Annotated in this window: 14 protein-coding genes and 8 tRNA genes; 18 read left to right on the top strand and 4 right to left on the bottom strand. The window is 44.2% G+C overall.

Annotated features, from left to right (window positions below):
• Positions 1-114: 114 nt before the first annotated feature.
• From ahr to ACM0P2_RS07535, 14 genes are all read left to right on the top strand, one after another.
• Positions 115-1,116 (top strand): NADPH-dependent aldehyde reductase Ahr, encoded by a 1,002-nt coding sequence (ahr, locus tag ACM0P2_RS07600; RefSeq protein WP_159117199.1) that lies wholly within the window; start codon positions 115-117, stop codon positions 1,114-1,116.
• Positions 1,117-1,458: 342 nt separating this feature from the next.
• Positions 1,459-2,091, top strand: a complete 633-nt coding sequence (locus ACM0P2_RS07595) for a 50S ribosomal protein L25/general stress protein Ctc (RefSeq protein WP_159117198.1) — start codon at positions 1,459-1,461, stop codon at positions 2,089-2,091.
• A gap of 5 nt (positions 2,092-2,096) precedes the next feature.
• On the top strand, positions 2,097-2,678 hold the full coding sequence (pth, locus tag ACM0P2_RS07590) for an aminoacyl-tRNA hydrolase (RefSeq protein WP_159117197.1): 582 nt from the start codon (positions 2,097-2,099) through the stop codon (positions 2,676-2,678).
• A 41-nt stretch (positions 2,679-2,719) separates the two neighbouring features.
• Entirely contained in the window at positions 2,720-3,811 is a 1,092-nt protein-coding gene (gene ychF / locus ACM0P2_RS07585; protein WP_105930870.1) for a redox-regulated ATPase YchF, read from the top strand.
• A 194-nt stretch (positions 3,812-4,005) separates the two neighbouring features.
• Entirely contained in the window at positions 4,006-5,025 is a 1,020-nt protein-coding gene (locus ACM0P2_RS07580; RefSeq protein WP_419227509.1) for a peptidylprolyl isomerase, read from the top strand.
• A gap of 171 nt (positions 5,026-5,196) precedes the next feature.
• Positions 5,197-5,273: transfer RNA gene (locus ACM0P2_RS07575), tRNA-Met, on the top strand.
• 35 nt (positions 5,274-5,308) lie between these two features.
• A tRNA-Leu gene (locus ACM0P2_RS07570) sits at positions 5,309-5,393 on the top strand.
• Positions 5,394-5,397: 4 nt separating this feature from the next.
• Positions 5,398-5,473: transfer RNA gene (locus tag ACM0P2_RS07565), tRNA-Gln, on the top strand.
• A 34-nt stretch (positions 5,474-5,507) separates the two neighbouring features.
• Positions 5,508-5,592 (top strand) — tRNA-Leu (locus tag ACM0P2_RS07560).
• Between the two features lie 2 nt (positions 5,593-5,594).
• Positions 5,595-5,670 (top strand) — tRNA-Gln (locus ACM0P2_RS07555).
• A gap of 52 nt (positions 5,671-5,722) precedes the next feature.
• Positions 5,723-5,799, top strand: a tRNA-Met gene (locus ACM0P2_RS07550).
• A 34-nt stretch (positions 5,800-5,833) separates the two neighbouring features.
• Positions 5,834-5,918 (top strand) — tRNA-Leu (locus ACM0P2_RS07545).
• Between the two features lie 3 nt (positions 5,919-5,921).
• Positions 5,922-5,997 (top strand) — tRNA-Gln (locus ACM0P2_RS07540).
• 320 nt (positions 5,998-6,317) lie between these two features.
• Positions 6,318-7,724 (top strand): alanine/glycine:cation symporter family protein, encoded by a 1,407-nt coding sequence (locus tag ACM0P2_RS07535; protein WP_159120169.1) that lies wholly within the window; start codon positions 6,318-6,320, stop codon positions 7,722-7,724.
• Positions 7,725-7,789: 65 nt separating this feature from the next.
• Here the strand turns inward: ACM0P2_RS07535 and ACM0P2_RS07530 are convergent, their stop codons facing one another.
• From ACM0P2_RS07530 to ACM0P2_RS07520, 3 genes are all read right to left on the bottom strand, one after another.
• On the bottom strand, positions 7,790-10,363 hold the full coding sequence (locus tag ACM0P2_RS07530) for a PKD domain-containing protein (protein WP_159120170.1): 2,574 nt from the start codon (positions 10,361-10,363) through the stop codon (positions 7,790-7,792).
• A gap of 218 nt (positions 10,364-10,581) precedes the next feature.
• Positions 10,582-11,238 (bottom strand): cupin domain-containing protein, encoded by a 657-nt coding sequence (locus ACM0P2_RS07525; RefSeq protein ID WP_159120171.1) that lies wholly within the window; start codon positions 11,236-11,238, stop codon positions 10,582-10,584.
• 50 nt (positions 11,239-11,288) lie between these two features.
• Complete coding sequence (locus ACM0P2_RS07520; RefSeq protein ID WP_159120172.1) at positions 11,289-11,909, bottom strand: flavin reductase family protein; 621 nt, start codon at positions 11,907-11,909, stop codon at positions 11,289-11,291.
• A 92-nt stretch (positions 11,910-12,001) separates the two neighbouring features.
• On the opposite strand from ACM0P2_RS07520, the gene ACM0P2_RS07515 reads away from it, so the two are divergent.
• On the top strand, positions 12,002-12,595 hold the full coding sequence (locus tag ACM0P2_RS07515) for an acyl-CoA thioesterase (RefSeq protein ID WP_159120173.1): 594 nt from the start codon (positions 12,002-12,004) through the stop codon (positions 12,593-12,595).
• 115 nt (positions 12,596-12,710) lie between these two features.
• Here ACM0P2_RS07515 and ACM0P2_RS07510 read toward each other — a convergent pair whose 3' ends face one another.
• The gene (locus ACM0P2_RS07510; protein WP_236547210.1) at positions 12,711-13,103 is read right to left on the bottom strand and encodes an Lrp/AsnC family transcriptional regulator; all 393 of its coding nucleotides are present in this window, start codon (positions 13,101-13,103) and stop codon (positions 12,711-12,713) included.
• A gap of 242 nt (positions 13,104-13,345) precedes the next feature.
• Between ACM0P2_RS07510 and ACM0P2_RS07505 the strand changes: the two genes are divergently transcribed.
• From ACM0P2_RS07505 to ACM0P2_RS07495, 3 genes are all read left to right on the top strand, one after another.
• Positions 13,346-14,689, top strand: coding sequence for a purine-cytosine permease family protein (locus ACM0P2_RS07505; protein WP_159120174.1), 1,344 nt, complete (start codon positions 13,346-13,348; stop codon positions 14,687-14,689).
• Between the two features lie 73 nt (positions 14,690-14,762).
• Complete coding sequence (locus ACM0P2_RS07500; RefSeq protein WP_159120175.1) at positions 14,763-16,346, top strand: hydantoinase/oxoprolinase family protein; 1,584 nt, start codon at positions 14,763-14,765, stop codon at positions 16,344-16,346.
• A 1-nt stretch (position 16,347) separates the two neighbouring features.
• A complete protein-coding gene (locus ACM0P2_RS07495) occupies positions 16,348-17,442 on the top strand; it encodes a DUF917 domain-containing protein (protein ID WP_159120176.1) in 1,095 nt (364 codons plus the stop codon).
• Positions 17,443-17,490 lie beyond the last annotated feature (48 nt).

The following is a 17,490-nucleotide window of genomic DNA, read 5'->3' as shown; positions in this document are numbered from 1 at the left end:
GGTAGCAAATTACAACTATGCGTTCGAAAGGCACAAATTAAGAGAATTTGACTATATTCGAATATTTTATCCACGGGTTACCGAAACCGTATTACTTCTAAAGGACTGATATCAATGATAAATGCATATGCTGCCAAAGAAGCTGGCGGGAAGCTTGAAAAATTTCAGTATGATCCTGGTGAGTTAGGCGCACACGATGTTGAAATTAACGTTGAAAGCTGCGGTATCTGCCACAGTGACTTGAGCATGCTAGATAATGAATGGGGCATGACAGAATATCCTTTTGTTCCAGGCCATGAAGTGGTGGGCACAATTAGTCAAGTTGGCGAACACGTTACTTCGCTAAAGGTCGGTCAGCGGGTGGGCTTAGGTTGGCACGCGAGTTATTGCAATAGCTGTAGAACGTGTGAAGCAGGCGACCATAACCTTTGCGCCGACGCAACCATGACGATAGGCGGTCGACACGGAGGTTTTGCTGATAAAGTACGTGCACAAGCTCGTGCAGTGATCCCTCTTCCCGACTCAATAGATAGCACAAAAGCAGGACCGCTTTTCTGCGGCGGCATAACGGTCTTCAACCCCCTTGTTCAATTTAACATTAGCCCAACGAGTGAAGTAGCGGTGATTGGAATTGGCGGTTTAGGTCACCTAGCCCTGCAGTTTTTAAACGCATGGGGCTGCAAAGTGGTCGCTTTCACATCAAGCGAATCGAAAAAACAAGAGGCGCTCGAGTTAGGTGCAACTGAAACCATAAACAGCCGCGATGAAAGTGAAATAAAACAGGCCCGAGGCCGATTTGATCTCATCATATCAACGGTTAATGTAAAACTAGATTGGAATTTATACCTTTCTACACTTGCACCGAAGGGTCGTCTGCATTTTGTCGGCGCAACCTTGGAGCCCCTTGATATTGGCGCATTTAATTTAATTGGTGGGCAGAAAAGTGTGTCAGGCTCTCCTGTTGGAAGTCCTGCGACGATTAAAACCATGTTGGATTTCGCTGCGCATCATAATATCGAGCCTGTAACCGAAACGTTTAAATTTGACGATGTAAACAGTGCGATTGAAAGGCTTAGAGAAGGAAAAGCACATTACAGAGTGGTGCTGACAAAATAAGCCCCGACTTCGTTGGTCACTGATAAATAAATGCTAACGTGGATGGATTAATAAGTGACCAGCAATGTGAACATACACTGTTTACGAATAACGTAATAAAGGCGTGTTGCGGCACGCCTTTACGCTAAATGCATCACGTAAAGGTGTTCGTGCACCTGCTTTTTATCTGCGATGACAATTGTATGTTTTGGTAGGTGGTGTTAGAATTCGCCGCCCTTGAATTTTGGGCTGGTGTTTTCTTGAGCATAAAAATAGATTTTTAGCGCTTATAACATCATTTTACAGTGAGATTTGGTCGCAAAATTTCACATCATTACACTTATATATTTTTGGAGACAGACAATGTCTGAAGCAAATTTCAAACTAGATGCTTCTGTTCGTACAGATCTAGGGAAAGGTGCGAGCCGCCGCCTACGTCGCGAAGATAAGCTACCTGGTATCATCTACGGTGGTGAAGAAGCACCAGTTTCTATCACACTAGATCATAACAAAGTAAACAACTCAGCTGACTTTGAAGCGTTCTATTCTCACGTTCTTGAGATTAACCTTGATGGTAAAGTTGTTGAAGTTCTAGTTAAAGATATGCAACGTCACCCTTTCAAGCCAAAGATCACACACATTGACTTCCAACGTGTAATCGCTGGTCAAGACGTTCACACTAACGTACCACTTCACTTCGTAAATGAAGATCAATCTGCTGCTGCTAAAGCTGGCGGTATTGCTGAGCACCACGTAACTGAAATCGAAGTTACTTGTCTACCTAAGAACCTTCCAGAGTTCATCGAAGTAGACATGGCTGCTGTTGAAATGGGTCAAACTGTACACCTTTCTGACCTAACTCTTCCAGCTGGCGTTTCTTCAGTAGAACTTGCTAAGAACGACGAAGCTCACGACCTAGCGGTTGTAACTGTTAAGCCTGCTCCTAAAGCGGCTGACGCAGAAGAAGACGGCGAAGAAGCAGCTTCTGAGGAATAATCCTCTTGGCTGATATCCGCCTTATCGTGGGTCTGGGTAATCCAGGCCCCGAATATGAAAATACCCGACACAATGCCGGTGAATGGTTTCTTAACCAACTTGCCGACACCTTCAACGCCCCGCTAAAACCAGAAACCAAATTCTTCGGTAAGACTGCTCGCATTACTATTGCTGGCAAAGACGTCCGTTTGCTCTACCCCACTACGTTTATGAATAAAAGTGGACAAGCCGTAGCAGCAATGGCTAATTTTTACCGCATAGAACCAGAACAAATATTAGTAGCGTTTGACGAATTAGATTTACCTCCAGGCGTAGCAAAATACAAAGTGGGCGGTAGTTCAAGTCAAAATGGTGTTCGTGACATTGTGGCTAAAATGGGTAACAACAAGAATTTTTTGCGTTTGCGTATAGGTATTGGTCATCCAGGTCATAAAAGCCGCGTTACCGGCCATGTTCTTGGCAAGCCACCAGCAGATGAAAAAGCAGCCATTGAAAGTGCCATAGATGAAGCGGTTCGCTGTACAGAGATTTTGCTGAAAGAAGACCTTAAGCAAGCACAAAACAGGTTACACTCGCACAAAGGGTAAACCTAGCCAGTTATCACTTTTCCAAACTAAGGATCCATACCATGGGTTTTAAATGCGGTATTGTTGGCCTACCAAACGTAGGTAAATCAACACTTTTCAATGCATTAACTAAAGCAGGTATTGAAGCGGCAAACTTCCCGTTTTGTACTATTGAGCCAAACACAGGTGTTGTTCCTGTGCCAGATCTTCGTTTGGATAAGTTGGCTGAAATTGTAAAACCACAGCGCGTTATTCCCACTACCATGGAATTCGTAGACATTGCTGGCTTGGTAGAAGGTGCCTCTAAAGGTGAAGGTTTAGGAAACAAATTCCTAGCCAACATCCGTGAAACCGACGCTATTGGCCACGTAGTACGCTGCTTTGACGATGAAAACATTGTACACGTTGCGGGTCGCGTTAGCCCTAAAGACGATATCGATGTTATTAACACCGAGCTTGCGCTTTCTGACTTAGAAACAACAGAAAAAGCACTTCACCGTGTTGCTAAGCGCGCAAAAGGTGGCGATGCTGATGCCAAGTACGAAATGAAAGTGCTTGAGAAGATTAAGCCGCATTTAGACGAAGGTTTGTTGCTTCGATCACTTGAGCTAACTAAAGAAGAGCTTGCTGCAATCAGCTACATGAACATGCTTACTCTTAAGCCAACCATGTACATTGCAAACGTGAATGAAGACGGTTTTGAAAATAACCCTTACCTGGATCAGGTAAAAGAAATTGCAGCGGGCGAAAATGCTACTGTTGTTGCTGTGTGCGCGGCTATCGAGTCAGATATAGCTGAGCTTGAAGACGACGAGCGCGAAGAGTTCATGCAGGACATGGGTCTTGAAGAGCCAGGCCTTAACCGCGTTATCCGCTCAGGTTACAACTTGCTTACTCTTCAAACTTATTTCACTGCGGGCGTAAAAGAAGTACGTGCATGGACTTTCCCTGAAGGTTCAACAGCGCCACAAGCGGCGGGTAAAATTCACACCGACTTCGAAAAAGGCTTTATTCGTGCTGAAATCGTAAGTTACGACCACTTTGTCGAGTTTAACGGCGAACAAGGTGCGAAAGACGCAGGTAAATGGCGTCTTGAAGGTAAAGAATACATTGTTAAAGATGGTGACGTTATTCACTTCCGCTTTAACGTTTAATACCGTTGACACATTGATTTTATAGTTATCAAGCCACCGTAAGGTGGCTTTTTTGTTTCTTCTGATTGATTGTGAAGTAATACCAATCTGCATAGAAAAGTGCCCACCCAGAAGGGCGAGTTTAAAGTGTGTAATTCTCTATACGGACTGGTATAAGCCTGATATAAAATACTAAAAACGAAAAGGTTTAAGATATGTATTGTCCACGCCACCGCAGTACCACAAAAAAGCCACGTACGAGTAACAAAGCCGTACGTAATGCTTCACATAAAATAGTATTAATCATATCGGCGGCAATGAGTTTGCTCATCAACAGTGCCAATGCCAATGCCGACAAAAGACTCATGCAATCGTCACCCACGACAATAGATAGTAACGCTGAGGAAAGAATACCGACGCTTCCTGAAGGCACTGCGCTACATAGCAATAGCGAAAGCTGGTATCAGGTTCCTCAAGGGAATACCGTAACACTTAGCACAGCATACGGCGATGTTGTTATTGCACTTCACCCTTCCCTAGCACCAACCCATGTTGCTCGTTTTAAAAGCTTAATTGATGCTGGGTTTTATAACAAACAGGCGTTTTATCGCGTAGTGGATGGATTCGTTGCACAAGCTGGGAGTAACGACTCCCATGACGATACTCAATTTCCACCTAAATTACTAAAACCTATCAGTGCAGAATTTATACAGCCGTTAAATAGTAACGTAAATGTGGTGGAGCAAAACGATATGTTTGCCCCCAGTACTGGATTTTTAGATGGCTTTCCCGTTGGAATTGATAAAAATCGAAAAGAGATGTGGGGGCTTCACTGCCCAGGTGTGGTCGCTTTTGCTCGCAATAGCGAAAAGGATACCGCCAGTACAGAATTCTATATTGTAATCGGTCAAGCGCCACGCCACCTCGACAGAAATATGTCGGTAATAGGTCGCGTAGTCCACGGGATGGACCTGCTTCAAAAATTACCCCGTGGGAACATGGAAAACGGTGGTGTATTGGATAACATTACCCAAGAAAGTAAAATTAAGCAGGCATTCGTTCACTTAGATGGCGGAGCGCCCTATTTTGTGCAAACACCTCATCACGAAGAATACAAAAAACGTGTTAATACAGGGAAAAAACTTGATAACCCGTTTTTTCATGACAATACATATGGTCCGCGCCCAATAGACGTATGTTATTACCAAACAAAAGCAGGTAAAAAAGCGTGGTAAAAGTAGTGTAATTGAGGTGCAAGTTGTTCAATTTCACCGCTTTTTGTGCGTATTTCGCCCTAATGCGCACACTTAATGAGCATTTAAAAAAAGTTAGTAAAAAAGGGGTTGACGGTTGCCGGTCATATACGCATAATACGCGCCACTTCCTGAGAGGGAAGAGAATAGCAAGGCTACGTAGCTCAGTTGGTTAGAGCACATCACTCATAATGATGGGGTCGCAAGTTCGAATCTCGCCGTAGCCACCAATTCTCACTTATCTCTTTTAGGAAAGTCTAGCTGCGCGGAAGTGGTGGAATTGGTAGACACGCTGGATTTAGGTTCCAGTGCTTCACGGCGTGAGAGTTCAAGTCTCTCCTTCCGCACCACGACTGGGGTATAGCCAAGTTGGTAAGGCAGCGGGTTTTGATCCCGCCATTCATAGGTTCGAGTCCTGTTACCCCAGCCATTCTTTTTGAATGACTATTATAGCTAGCGTCTACGCGGAAGTGGTGGAATTGGTAGACACGCTGGATTTAGGTTCCAGTGCTTCACGGCGTGAGAGTTCAAGTCTCTCCTTCCGCACCATTTGGGGTATAGCCAAGTTGGTAAGGCAGCGGGTTTTGATCCCGCCATTCATAGGTTCGAGTCCTGTTACCCCAGCCAAATTCTTGAGAAGCCGCTCATTGAGCGGCTTTTTATTGAAGATAAAAGTTTAGGCTACGTAGCTCAGTTGGTTAGAGCACATCACTCATAATGATGGGGTCGCAAGTTCGAATCTCGCCGTAGCCACCAACTTTTACTTATTCCTTAATTGGAAGTCTACATTGCGGAAGTGGTGGAATTGGTAGACACGCTGGATTTAGGTTCCAGTGCTTCACGGCGTGAGAGTTCAAGTCTCTCCTTCCGCACCAAATTGGGGTATAGCCAAGTTGGTAAGGCAGCGGGTTTTGATCCCGCCATTCATAGGTTCGAGTCCTGTTACCCCAGCCATATTCTTGAAGAAGCCGCTCTTTTGAGCGGCTTTTTTGTTTGTATTTGTCTTTTCGATATCAAGCTCCCTCGCCTTCTCTTTCAAATGAATAAATTTGCTATAAGTGAGCATAAAACGTCATAGTTTCAGGTCGTTTTCATTGTCCAATCATTTAATTGTCGTGCTAGTATTGTTTCTTTATCGATATAGCTCGGCATACTCAACGTTTTAGCAAACCCCGTTTTGCATAAACCTTACGTTCGTTCTGACAACACACCTGTCATGTTCAGTTCATTTTTGCACGTCGAGCCACTATTAAAACAATAACGAAGGAAAGTGCGTGATAAACGAATTCGTTTCATTAGTTAACAACATTCTATGGGGTGACGGCCAGGTACTGATTATCATGCTGCTGGCATGTGGTATTTGGTTTACTGTAAAACTCGGTGGCGTTCAGCTGCGACACTTCGGCCATATGTTTAGCTTGCTAAAAGGCAGCACAACAGCGAGTAAAGATGGCATCAGTTCTTTTCAGGCCTTGTGTACCAGCTTATCTGCTCGTGTGGGCACTGGAAACTTAGCAGGTGTTGCAGTAGCTATATCGTTAGGTGGCTCTGGTGCTATCTTTTGGATGTGGATGATTGCCCTTTTGGGTATGGCTACGGGCTTTGCTGAAAGCGTATTGGGTCAGCTTTATAAAGTACGCGACGAAAACGGCGAGTTTCGTGGTGGTCCGGCCTACTATATCAAACAAGGTCTTAACAAAACTTGGCTAGCCGTCGCGTTCTCACTGTGTTTATTTTTTGGTTACGGATTTGTCTTTAGCGCCGTTCAAGCCAACACTATTACCGATGCATTAAACAATGCTTACGCTTTTCCAAGTGAGTATGTAGGTTTAGCCATTATTGCACTAGCAGCCTTGATTGTGGTGGGCGGCCTTAAGAGCATTGCCCGTTTTGCCGAGTTTGTGGTGCCATTTATGGGAATAGGCTACGTGCTTGTGGCATTGGCTATTACCTTTATCAATATTTCAGAACTGCCTGCTATGCTGCTTGATATAGTGAAGTCGGCATTCGGTTTACAGGAAGCTGGCGCTGGCGCGCTAGGTGCGGCTATTAAAAACGGTATTCAACGTGGGCTTTACTCAAACGAAGCGGGCAGCGGTTCAGTACCTCACGCAGCGGCCAGTGCGGTTCCAAATCCAAACCACCCCGTATCGCAAGGTTATATTCAAATGCTGGGGGTTTTCTTAGACACTCTAATATTGTGTACGTCTACAGCCTTTATCATTCTGCTTGCTGGCGGTTCAAGCTCTGACCAAATGGAAGGCATCCGCTTAACGCAAGATGCTATGAGCAGTCACTTAGGTGAAGGCGGTACCGATTTCGTAGCAGCCGCTATCAGTTTGTTTGCGTTTACGTCTGTTGTAGCAAACTATGCCTATGGCGAGAGTAACCTGCACATGTTTAAGCTAGATAACAAAATAGGCCGTGCGGCTTATACCATAGGTTATCTAAGCATGATTTATTGGGGCGCTCAGGCAGCACTACCTCAAGTATGGGCAATGGCTGATATGGCGTTAGGTTTAATGACCGTTATTAATATCATCGCTATTGTATGGATGACGCCAACTATTGTGTCTATTAGCAAAGATTACTTTAAGAAAAAAGACAGTGGCCAAACAGTAGAGTACAAGGTTGGTGACTGTGATATACAAGGGAAGTCTGAAGATGGTGTGTGGGATTAACCCAACATTTTAAGTTTAAAAAAAGGGGCATCATTGATGCCCCTTCCTGTTTCTATAAAGCAATTTTAATGGGTTTGATAAAGTACCTTTCCGGTAGCAAAGGTTAACCTGACATTGCCTTCACTATCTTCGTCACAGTAAATATTATTATTCAAACTAGCTTCTAATTCTGAGTCTGCCATTAAAAAGTCAGACTCCCATATAAGTTCACCTGAACGCATATCTAATGCGTATACTTTTGATTTAGCTTGCCTAGAATCATATTGCAAATCATCCGTTAGGTTAAACTCTGGGGTAATGACATATGTCACCCCATGGGCTTTTGTATCGGAGAACTCGCTACAGTAGTCAAGGCGAAGTGCTGATGTAATTCTAGAGGTCTCAATGCTTGAATCAGAGTAAACAGAAACGAAGCTATCATCGACAACATTATAAATATGATTAAAAAGAAGCTCTTGTGGGTTGGTACTGTTAACGTTAATTCTTTCCCTAACCATGATAGATATGAACGGAGTATCATCAAACGTCGTGTTCACAATAGCGGGCTCGTCTTCCACAAGATACAACTCTTCATCCGTTGGGTATTTAACTTTCCTAAAGACTTCAAAGCCTTCAGGTGTCTTTTGTAAAATAACGAGATGATCGTCGACAATAATTGCAATATAGTGTTTCTCTTGCCAAGTATAACTACTCAGCCCGCGGACTGGTCCGCTCCCCTCAAGGCCCCATAAGGTTAATTGTGCCTCTTCCTGCATGCTGTCTTGTTCAACAATGAACAGCTCTCGGCTCATCTTTACAAGGATATAGTCAACACCAGCCACGTTAACAAACTTAAATTCTGGAGGACCGCCATTTACACCAATTACATATTCTGACACTGCATTGCTATTAAAACTCTTTCTCACTAACGTAGAGTCAAATATTTCCCAACCGTAAGTATCAAGAGATGTGGTCGACAAAGAAATAAAGGTAGGCTCTAGTTCAGCAGCCGCTTTTTCAGTGAATGAGGAACTTCTATCTTCATTTAAACTAAATACCCCTTTCAAACTCCCCACCGCATAGCCGTCACTTGTGGCAGCAATGTTTCCCAACACCTCGTAATAGTCTGCGTCTGAAGTTAAATTTTCTACTACTGGGTCAGCTGTGCTGTTAGTAGCCACTGTAAGGGTGTGTTTGAGCCTTGTTGCATAATCGCGATTGCTCACTTCTATTTCAAAATTAACATCTAACGGATAACCCAAATTAGGCACAAAGGCTTTCCATTCAATGCTACCGTCATTGGTTATTTGCATATCTAACGGCGAGGTAACTAACCTAAATTCAAAAGGTCCGTTGCCCTCTGGATTTAATATCTCGATATTATTTGAATATACTTCTCCCACCTGAAGATTAGACGATAAACTTGCAAGCTCTATTTGTGGCAGGCTTTGTTTAACATAAACCGACACCGTTACAGGGTCTGATTCTACCTTTCCATCAAAAGCGATAACTTGAAGCTGATATTGGCCAGACTGAGTAAAGCTTACGCGAGTATTGTTAAAGCCGTTATTTTGAAATGTAACGTTAGCACCTTCAGGGGCCGATAGAACGCTCCACTGGAAAGTAAGAAGGTCGTTATCAGCATCACTACTTTCGCTTGCATCTAATAACACAAACTCGTTGCGGTCAGCTTCAAGTGACGTAGAAGCCATACTCACAAGCGGCGCCGTATTTTCAGTATCTAAATAGTTTTGATTACCGATAAAAGAAAAAGGAATAACTAGCATAGGCTCTTCAGCACTATTGATGTCGCTGAAAAGGCCAACAGAGACAAGCCCTTCTTCTTTTTCTTTGATTATAAGTGTGCTTGAACCCGCGATAGCTAGGGCTAGAGACGGTGAGGTGAATGAGCCTGGCCGCATAGTTGTAATATCAACATAACCATAAGGAGAAATGTAGATTCTTCCTTCAGGCACTAACACAGGGTTATTTTCGGAAATCGTGGTGTCTATGTCTACGTCATCAATAAACACCGTAACACCTGATGACGCGTAGGTAAGCAGTCCGTTTACTATGGCTGACTCTGTGTATTGTTCACCAACAGATGCTTCAATCGTACCCTCGAAGTTTGCAACCATTCGTGAATTGTCGATGGTTAGGCTATCAAATGACAGAGTCCCCTCAAACGACTCGCCATTAGAAGACACAGACGATACAGACAACGTACCTTTACCATTGAAGGTATAAGGCCCCAAAGCGCAGTTTATGTATTCAACGTCAGAGGTATCATTCTTTAACTCACCAACAATTAACTGTCCAGAATCACAATCCTCTCCTGTAGGTTGTTCGTGGTCGGTTAATACGCGATCGAAGCGGGCATAAGGGAATTCGTCTGAATGCACTAACATGACGGATGTATCCAGAGCCGATGTTACATAATAAGCAATATCATAGGCCGACGTGCTGTCTACTACCGCTTCATTCTTAAGCCCCTCATACTTGCTAAAAAGTCCGCTTGGGGCGGGCGCAGGTGTAGTAGGTGTTACAGGGGTAGGTGAAGGGGATGAGGAACCTCCGCCTCCCCCTCCGCATGCTGATAATACCGATAAAGTGACGACGGCAGCCGCACTATGTTTGATAAGGTTAACTATGCTGTTCATATTACACTCGTAATTATGAGCATGCTTTATAAGAACATCGGAAAAAATAGAAGAGGCAATGCTTTAGAGTGGTAAACTTATTTAACTTTATCCAAAACGCGACAACTAAAACTATCCATGTTTTTAAACGGTAAGAATGCTCGAATTTTCTGCTGATAATCAACGCGAAAAGTTAAACAGTAATCCCCCTCTTTTCAAGTCCTATTTTATCATTGTATTTACAACGCCACTGGCAAATGCCCTGTCTTAACCCAAATTATTGTTTCTTCATCAACGTAGGGATGATGCTGACTCATGTGTGGGCTTCTTATCCATGTACCTTTAGGGTATTCGCCGTGTTCGTCTTTGAACGTACCCGACAGTACGAAAATTTCTTCTCCGCCAAAATGCCTGTGAGGTTTAAAAACTTCTCCAACTGGCCATTTCACTAGGGCTACGTGTTCGTGTTCAAAATTATGTAAGGGCATCACTTTTAAACCACCCTGCCCTTGTAGCCATTCTGCTGTATTTGTATTTACCCTCACCTCAGCCAAATCGCGCTTATCAAACTGATTCAGTTTGACCAAGATCACACAACCTTCTTTACTGAACGGGCTGTGTTTACTGCCTGGTGGATTACGCAGGTATGTCCCTGCCGGATAGTCTCCGTGCTCGTCGGAAAAAACGCCCTCTAACACAAAGATTTCTTCACCATAAGGGTGGCCGTGCTCTTTAAAGCTGGCGCCCGGCTCGTACCTCACAACGCTAGTTGTGTGTCCCGACTCCTTTGCTTCTCGCTCCAATGGCTTGCGCCAAACCGTGGCAGACGGCGACGGCTGCCATTCTTGTGTTTGTGTATTAATGGCTAAGCGTTCATCAAAGTTCATATTTAACATTCTGATCACCGATTGATATTCGAGCTTTATCGCTATTTTGCAATAGACCGTTACTCAGGTCTTAGCATTTCAAAGAAGTTTTGCTGAGAGATGGTGTAGTAATCGCCTCTCCCGCCCCCACGACTTACAGGTGCGCTTTTTAGCGTACTGTAAACGCCATTTTCAATCAGCGATTTATCGATGTGCACACCTACCACTTCGCCCATGATAAACCAGCTATTCACCTCATCGCCTGAGGCTGACTTTAGCTGCACAACGTCGGTAAGCTTACACTCCATGCTCACCTTACTCGCTTTTACACGGGGAACCCGAACTATCTCACTGTCTACAGTCTGCAGCCCAGCATGGTCGAACTCGCTTTCCTCTGGTGCTAGAGGCTTACTTGTTGAATTCATTGCGTCAACCAAATCTTCCGATACCAGATTCCAGCAAAACTCTCCGGTTTGCTGCACGTTTACCAAAGAATCTTTTTTACTGCCCACTACAGAAAAGCCAATAATAGGCGGTGTATAGTTCAACGCGTTAAAGAAGCTGTAAGGAGCAAGGTTTAACACGCCCGCTTTCGACTGAGTAGATATCCATCCAATTGGTCGAGGCGCAATAATGGCGTTAAACGGGTCGTGAGCCAGACCATGACCTTCTTTTGGTTGATAAAAATGCGTTTGTGACAAAACCATTCCTTATTTTTTATGGTAGGGTGAAACTAATACTGATATGAACGCTTAAATGGCTCTTTTCAAGTGCTAAAAATTAAAGGTTGTTTATGACTGCACGTAGTGTTGCGTTTTCAAGAACAAGACTCACTGAGTTAATGGTGCCTTCTTTCGCTAACTTTGGCGGCAAGGTGCATGGTGGTGTTATTTTATCCCTAATGGATAAAGTTGCGTACGCGTGTGCAAGTAAGCACGCTGGCGCTTATTGCGTGACCGTCACGGTTGATGGGGTTGAGTTCTTACAGCCTGTTGAGGTTGGCGATTTACTTCATCTAGATGCAACGGTTCATTACGTGGGTAATACATCGTTGGTTGTGGGAATAAAAGTCACAACGGAAAACATTAAAACGAATGAAGTTAAGCACACCAACAATAGCTTTTTTACCATGGTAGCCAAAGATGACAGCGGCACGCCGGTTACTGTGCCTGAACTAGAGCTCACGAACCACCACGAGATGCGAAACTTTGTGACCGCTATTCGCCGAAGTAAAATCCGCAAAGAAGCACAGGTCAAGCTTCAACGTGATTACGACGCTTTCATTCCCAAAGAGGATTTTGCGCTTGTAGATGCCCACCGATGTACAATTAGTTTTGAAAGAGATAGCGCTTTTGATAAAACCAATTCTCAATATGAAGGAAAGTAAAGAGATAACTCGGGCGCCCGTTTAGGTAAGTTACATAGCCGTTAAAAGGCATATAAGAACACGGGCGAGTTACTACTTAGGCATTAATAGCGTTATATCTTGCGGGCGGAAATCGTTAGTCAATCCATTTCAGTTTTTCCAGAGGGTACCCTAAGTACCACTTAGTACGCTCTAGCACTGGACGGATAACAATTCGGTTTATCCCCAAATTTGGATCGTCAGATAAACTGTCACACATTTGCTTAAGTGCGTTGTAGTTAGGGAAACAGGTGAATGAAATATAATCAACATCACCGCTCATTCTTAAGCAGTCCATAAATTCAGGAATGCCTTGCAATGCGTTTTCAAACTGTCGCCGCTGCTGCGCTGTATTGCTTTTAAGATAAAACTCTACGTATGCCAACACATGCTCACAGATACGATCTAAATCCATCTCAGTATGAAAATTAAAAAAGTACCCTGCTTCCTGCAGTGCTTTCTTTCGTTGAAAGCATGCGCTTGCCGACAAGCCAACACGATCTGCTAATTCTTGATTAGAAATATCTGCGTATTTATGAATGGTAGCTAGAATTTTTTTATTGTACTCATCTAGCTTAATGGTCTTTTTGGCGATGCGATGTCTCCTACCAAATTTATCTTTTGTTTTGCGACTGTACTTAAAAAGAAAGTTTTTGAAAAGCGCTAAACATCCGTCAGAAATTCACTGTTAACTCACTTACACTAGGTTTTCTTTTCATCTGAGCAGAAGATATGGAACCACCATACGACACATCACAACAAGACATTGAAGGCGACGCATTAGTTTCATGGCCAAGAGTTGCTGCCGTGTCAGCTATGGTGTCATTTTCAATACCGACATTTATGACTGGCATAGAGTTATTCGCATTACTTTCTTGGCAACAAACTATAATAACACTGCTTATAGGAGGTTTGCTGCTCACCCTTGTTGGCGGGTTAATGGGTTCTATCGGCGCTATAACGCGTAAAAACTCTTACATGCTTGTTCGGGTAGCCTTTGGCAGTTTGGGGGCTCAAATCCTCAATTTACTTTTTGCCGTTTCACTGGTGGGCTGGTTTGGCTTAAATTTAGACTTATTTTCATCGTCTGTTGCCGCCATTTTAAAGTACGACACTTCAGAGCTCCCCCTTACCATAGGCACGGAAGCTATTGTTGGCATACTGATGATACTTACCACCATGTATGGATTTAACGTCATCAACCGTTTGTCGGTAGTTCTGGTGCCTATCATGATGGCCGTAAGTGCCATTCTTTTGTATCAGTCTCTTACAATTACCTCTTTTGAGCACTTTACCAATGATATGAGCCAAGCCCAAAGCTCTATTAGTCAAGGGGTCAGCCTTATTGTCGGAGTGATTATTATTGGTGCCATTATATTGCCTGATATTACTCGCTTTAGTCGTCAGCGTAGAGGCGGTGTTTATACCGCATTTTGGTCATATTTAATTGCTCAAAGCGCCGTAATTGTTATTGCCGGCTTCGCCGCTTATGCGCTTGAAGCGAACAATATACTTGATGTATTGCTGGCTCTAGGAATAGGCAGCTGGTCACTGCTTATCATTGTCGCAGGCAGCTGGATTTTAAATGCGCTGAACCTTTACAGCGCGGAGCTTGCAGTCAATGCAAGCTTGCCCCGCTTAAAACAAAATCTTGTGGCTATTGGTTTAGGTGTGGTGGGCATGTTCGCCGCTTTTGCTAATATTCTCGAAATATTCGTGTTGTTCTTATCCGTTCTAACAGCCGTGTTTATTCCTGTGGCCGGTATAATCGCCGTAGACTTTTTTGTGCTAAATAAAAGCGCGTATTTTGTGAAACTAAATTCTGAGTCACACCATTCTACCTCTCTTTCTTCTGAACAAATGTCATCCGATGCGCAAAACCTTAACCATTCCAGCCACAAAAGCGCGTTAATAGCTTGGGCAGTAGGTGCGGGAATTGCCGGCTATGACTTGTTAGAGCCGATCTCCCTTGTTACAGGGATTGCCGCGTTAGACACAATTTTAGTCAGTGCGATATTACACTTTGCCGTTTGTTCAGGCTTACGCTTGCTTGCAGTTAGACGAGTTCAAATATGAATTTAGATGACATAACACAACCTGTAATTATCTGCTTTCTTACTACTTCATCTTACCATTTTGAGGCACACTTATGCGTATAGGCATTGATGTTGGCGGTACACATACTGATGCTGTACTACTCGACAATGAGACGATTTTAGCCACTAACAAGTCATTAACGACTGCAGACGTGGCAAGCGGAATTATAGATAGCCTTAACGCCCTTCTTAACAAGGCATCGGTATCTGCAAACAATATTAATGCGGTAATGATTGGTACAACGCAATTTACTAACGCTATCGTAGAACGTCGCCAGTTATCTAACATTGCTGTTATTCGCTTAGCCCTTCCTAGCGGAAAAGGCTGCCCTCCTATGATTGAGTGGCCTGAAGATTTGGTCAACGTCATAAACCCCAGTATTTACGAATGTCATGGTGGCTACTTGTACGACGGCTACCCTGTTGCGGATATCAATATTCAAGAAATAGAAGCCGTCATTGCTGATATTAAACAAAAAGAGATTAAGTCGGTTGCGATTGCCTCCGCATTTTCAACCATGAATGCTGAGCCGGAATTGCTGGTAGCCAACCTTATACGCACGGTAATTCCCGACTGTGAAATCACTTTGTCTCACCAAATTGGTAGCATTGGCCTGCTTGAACGAGAAAATGCCGCCATCTTAAATGCGACGTTACGCCCATTTGCTCAATCTGTGGTTAATGCATTTGAAAACGCGTTGACGAAGCATGCCTTTAACTGCCCATTTTTTATTAGCCAGAACGACGGAACACTCATGAATGCCGACTTCGTGCGAGCGTATCCGGCCCTTACTTTTGCATCTGGGCCCACAAACTCACTCAGAGGCGCCTACAAACTTACCGGCAAAGAAAACGCTATCGTCGTAGATATTGGCGGCACCACATCAGATATTGGTGTTCTACAAAACGGGTTCCCGAGGGAGTCAAACCGAATTATAAAAGTAGGCGGGGTGCGAACGAATTTTCGCATGCCTGATATTAATGCTGTTGGACTTGGTGGTGGGAGTATTGTACGTGATGAAGGCAAGCGCATTGGGCCAGATTCCTGTGGGCACAAGTTGGTAGACGAGGCATTGATATTTAACGGCAACACCTTAACTACCACAGACATTATTGTTGCCAGTGGCCATGCAGACATTGGTGATAGTGAGAAAGTGAAGCATGTATCCAGTGACGTCATCCAAAGCGCCATAACAACCATGCGTGATACCTTGAATTACCACATTGAAATGATGAAGCCCGACGACAAACCAGTACCGGTAATTTTAGTGGGTGGAGGAGCCGTGTTGATACAAGGCGACTTACCTGCTGCCAGCGACGTTATTCGGCCCGTAAACGCTGGTGTAGCTAATGCCATCGGCGCTGCTATTGCGCAAATTGGCGGGGAAGCTGAAAGCATGTTGTCGTACCGCGCGATGTCACGCGACGACGCGATAAAAGGTGTAACTCAGCTTGCCATAGACAAAGCCGTTACCGCTGGTGCCGACAAAACCACAGTACGTACTATCGATATAGAAGAAATAGAGGTGCCTTACATGGAAGGTGATATGCGACGTGTAAGAGTGAAAGTGGTGGGTGACATCGCCACTGTTAAACCAAGTGCCAAAACCTCTGAACGACAGACAGGAGCCTACTAACATGCAGCGCAATTCATACGTAACGATAGACGATTTAGAGGCGCTAAGTATGGGCTCAGTTTTTCTGGCAACGGGTGGCGGTGGTGACCCCTACTTGCCCATGCTCTTAGCTAAGCAAGCTTTATTAGAATACGGCCCGGTGGCCCTTGTCGCGCCTGATAAGTTAAACAGCGAAGACTACGTGGTAGCACTTGGCGCCGTTGGTGCGCCCACGGTCAGTCTAGAGCTTCTACCCTCTATTGATGAGGCTGGCGATACACTTCTAGCATTTGAAAAACACACGGGCAAAAAAGTAGATGCCATTGCATCGTTTGAAATTGGCGGTGGTAACTCGCTTTTACCTTTAGTGGCCGCTGCCGGTGCTGGTATACCCATGATAGATGGCGATGGCATGGGCCGCGCTTTACCCGAAGCGCAAATGATGACCTATGCTATTGCTGGCGCAAAGCCGACCCCCGCGGTAGCACGAGATTACGCAGGAAACACAGCTGCGTTTTCGACATCAGATACAACAACTTATGAGCGACATATAAGAAGTTTTGCTATGGCGGCTGGCGGCATGATTACGACAGCGGAACACCCAATGTCGGGAGACTTCATTAAAACCGCTATCATCCCACATACGGTGTCGTTCGCCATTAGTTTAGGTAAGGTGCTTATGCAACACCGCGGTCACGTTCGACAAATGATGCCACATTTAAAAGCGTGTTTTAAGAACTCAGTTTACGGACAGTGCGAACTGCTATTTGAAGGTAAAATAACCGATAAAAGCGTAGCTATTGTTGGAGGGTACGACGTTGGTGAGCTTACTGTAGCGGGCTTTAATGGCGAACCTCCCGTGACCGTAAACATCAAAAATGAATATCTGATTGCAAAACAAAGCGACAAGGTGTTAGCAAGTGTACCCGACTTGATCGTACTTGTAGATATTGAAACTAGCGAACCTATTAATGCTGAACGCATAAAATACGGACAACGGGTAGCAATTATTGCCGTAGAATGCCCAGCGTTTTACAAATCGGAACGAGCCCTTGCGGCGGTTTCGCCCAGGGCCTTCGGTTTTGATTTTGACTATGTTGCGTTGTCTGAAAAATAAACGTTTTAAGTATTGATACAACAAGCCCCTGATAGATGATGTATCCAC

Source organism: Alteromonas sp. OM2203, assembly GCF_048517045.1.
Classification (GTDB): Bacteria; Pseudomonadota; Gammaproteobacteria; order Enterobacterales; family Alteromonadaceae; genus Alteromonas; species Alteromonas gracilis.
Note: the sequence above shows the minus strand (reverse complement) of the source record. Positions and strands in the feature narration are given on the sequence as shown.

Excerpts from the sequence above, each read along its gene's own strand:
- ahr (WP_159117199.1), top strand. The coding sequence starts at position 115 with ATGATAAATGCATATGCTGCCAAAGAAGCTGGCGGGAAGCTTGAAAAA.
- ACM0P2_RS07595 (WP_159117198.1), top strand. The coding sequence starts at position 1,459 with ATGTCTGAAGCAAATTTCAAACTAGATGCTTCTGTTCGTACAGATCTA.
- ychF (WP_105930870.1), top strand. The coding sequence starts at position 2,720 with ATGGGTTTTAAATGCGGTATTGTTGGCCTACCAAACGTAGGTAAATCA.
- ACM0P2_RS07580 (WP_419227509.1), top strand. The coding sequence starts at position 4,006 with ATGTATTGTCCACGCCACCGCAGTACCACAAAAAAGCCACGTACGAGT.
- ACM0P2_RS07530 (WP_159120170.1), bottom strand. The coding sequence starts at position 10,363 with ATGAACAGCATAGTTAACCTTATCAAACATAGTGCGGCTGCCGTCGTC.
- ACM0P2_RS07525 (WP_159120171.1), bottom strand. The coding sequence starts at position 11,238 with ATGTTAAATATGAACTTTGATGAACGCTTAGCCATTAATACACAAACA.
- ACM0P2_RS07515 (WP_159120173.1), top strand. The coding sequence starts at position 12,002 with ATGACTGCACGTAGTGTTGCGTTTTCAAGAACAAGACTCACTGAGTTA.
- ACM0P2_RS07505 (WP_159120174.1), top strand. The coding sequence starts at position 13,346 with ATGGAACCACCATACGACACATCACAACAAGACATTGAAGGCGACGCA.
- ACM0P2_RS07500 (WP_159120175.1), top strand. The coding sequence starts at position 14,763 with ATGCGTATAGGCATTGATGTTGGCGGTACACATACTGATGCTGTACTA.
- ACM0P2_RS07495 (WP_159120176.1), top strand. The coding sequence starts at position 16,348 with ATGCAGCGCAATTCATACGTAACGATAGACGATTTAGAGGCGCTAAGT.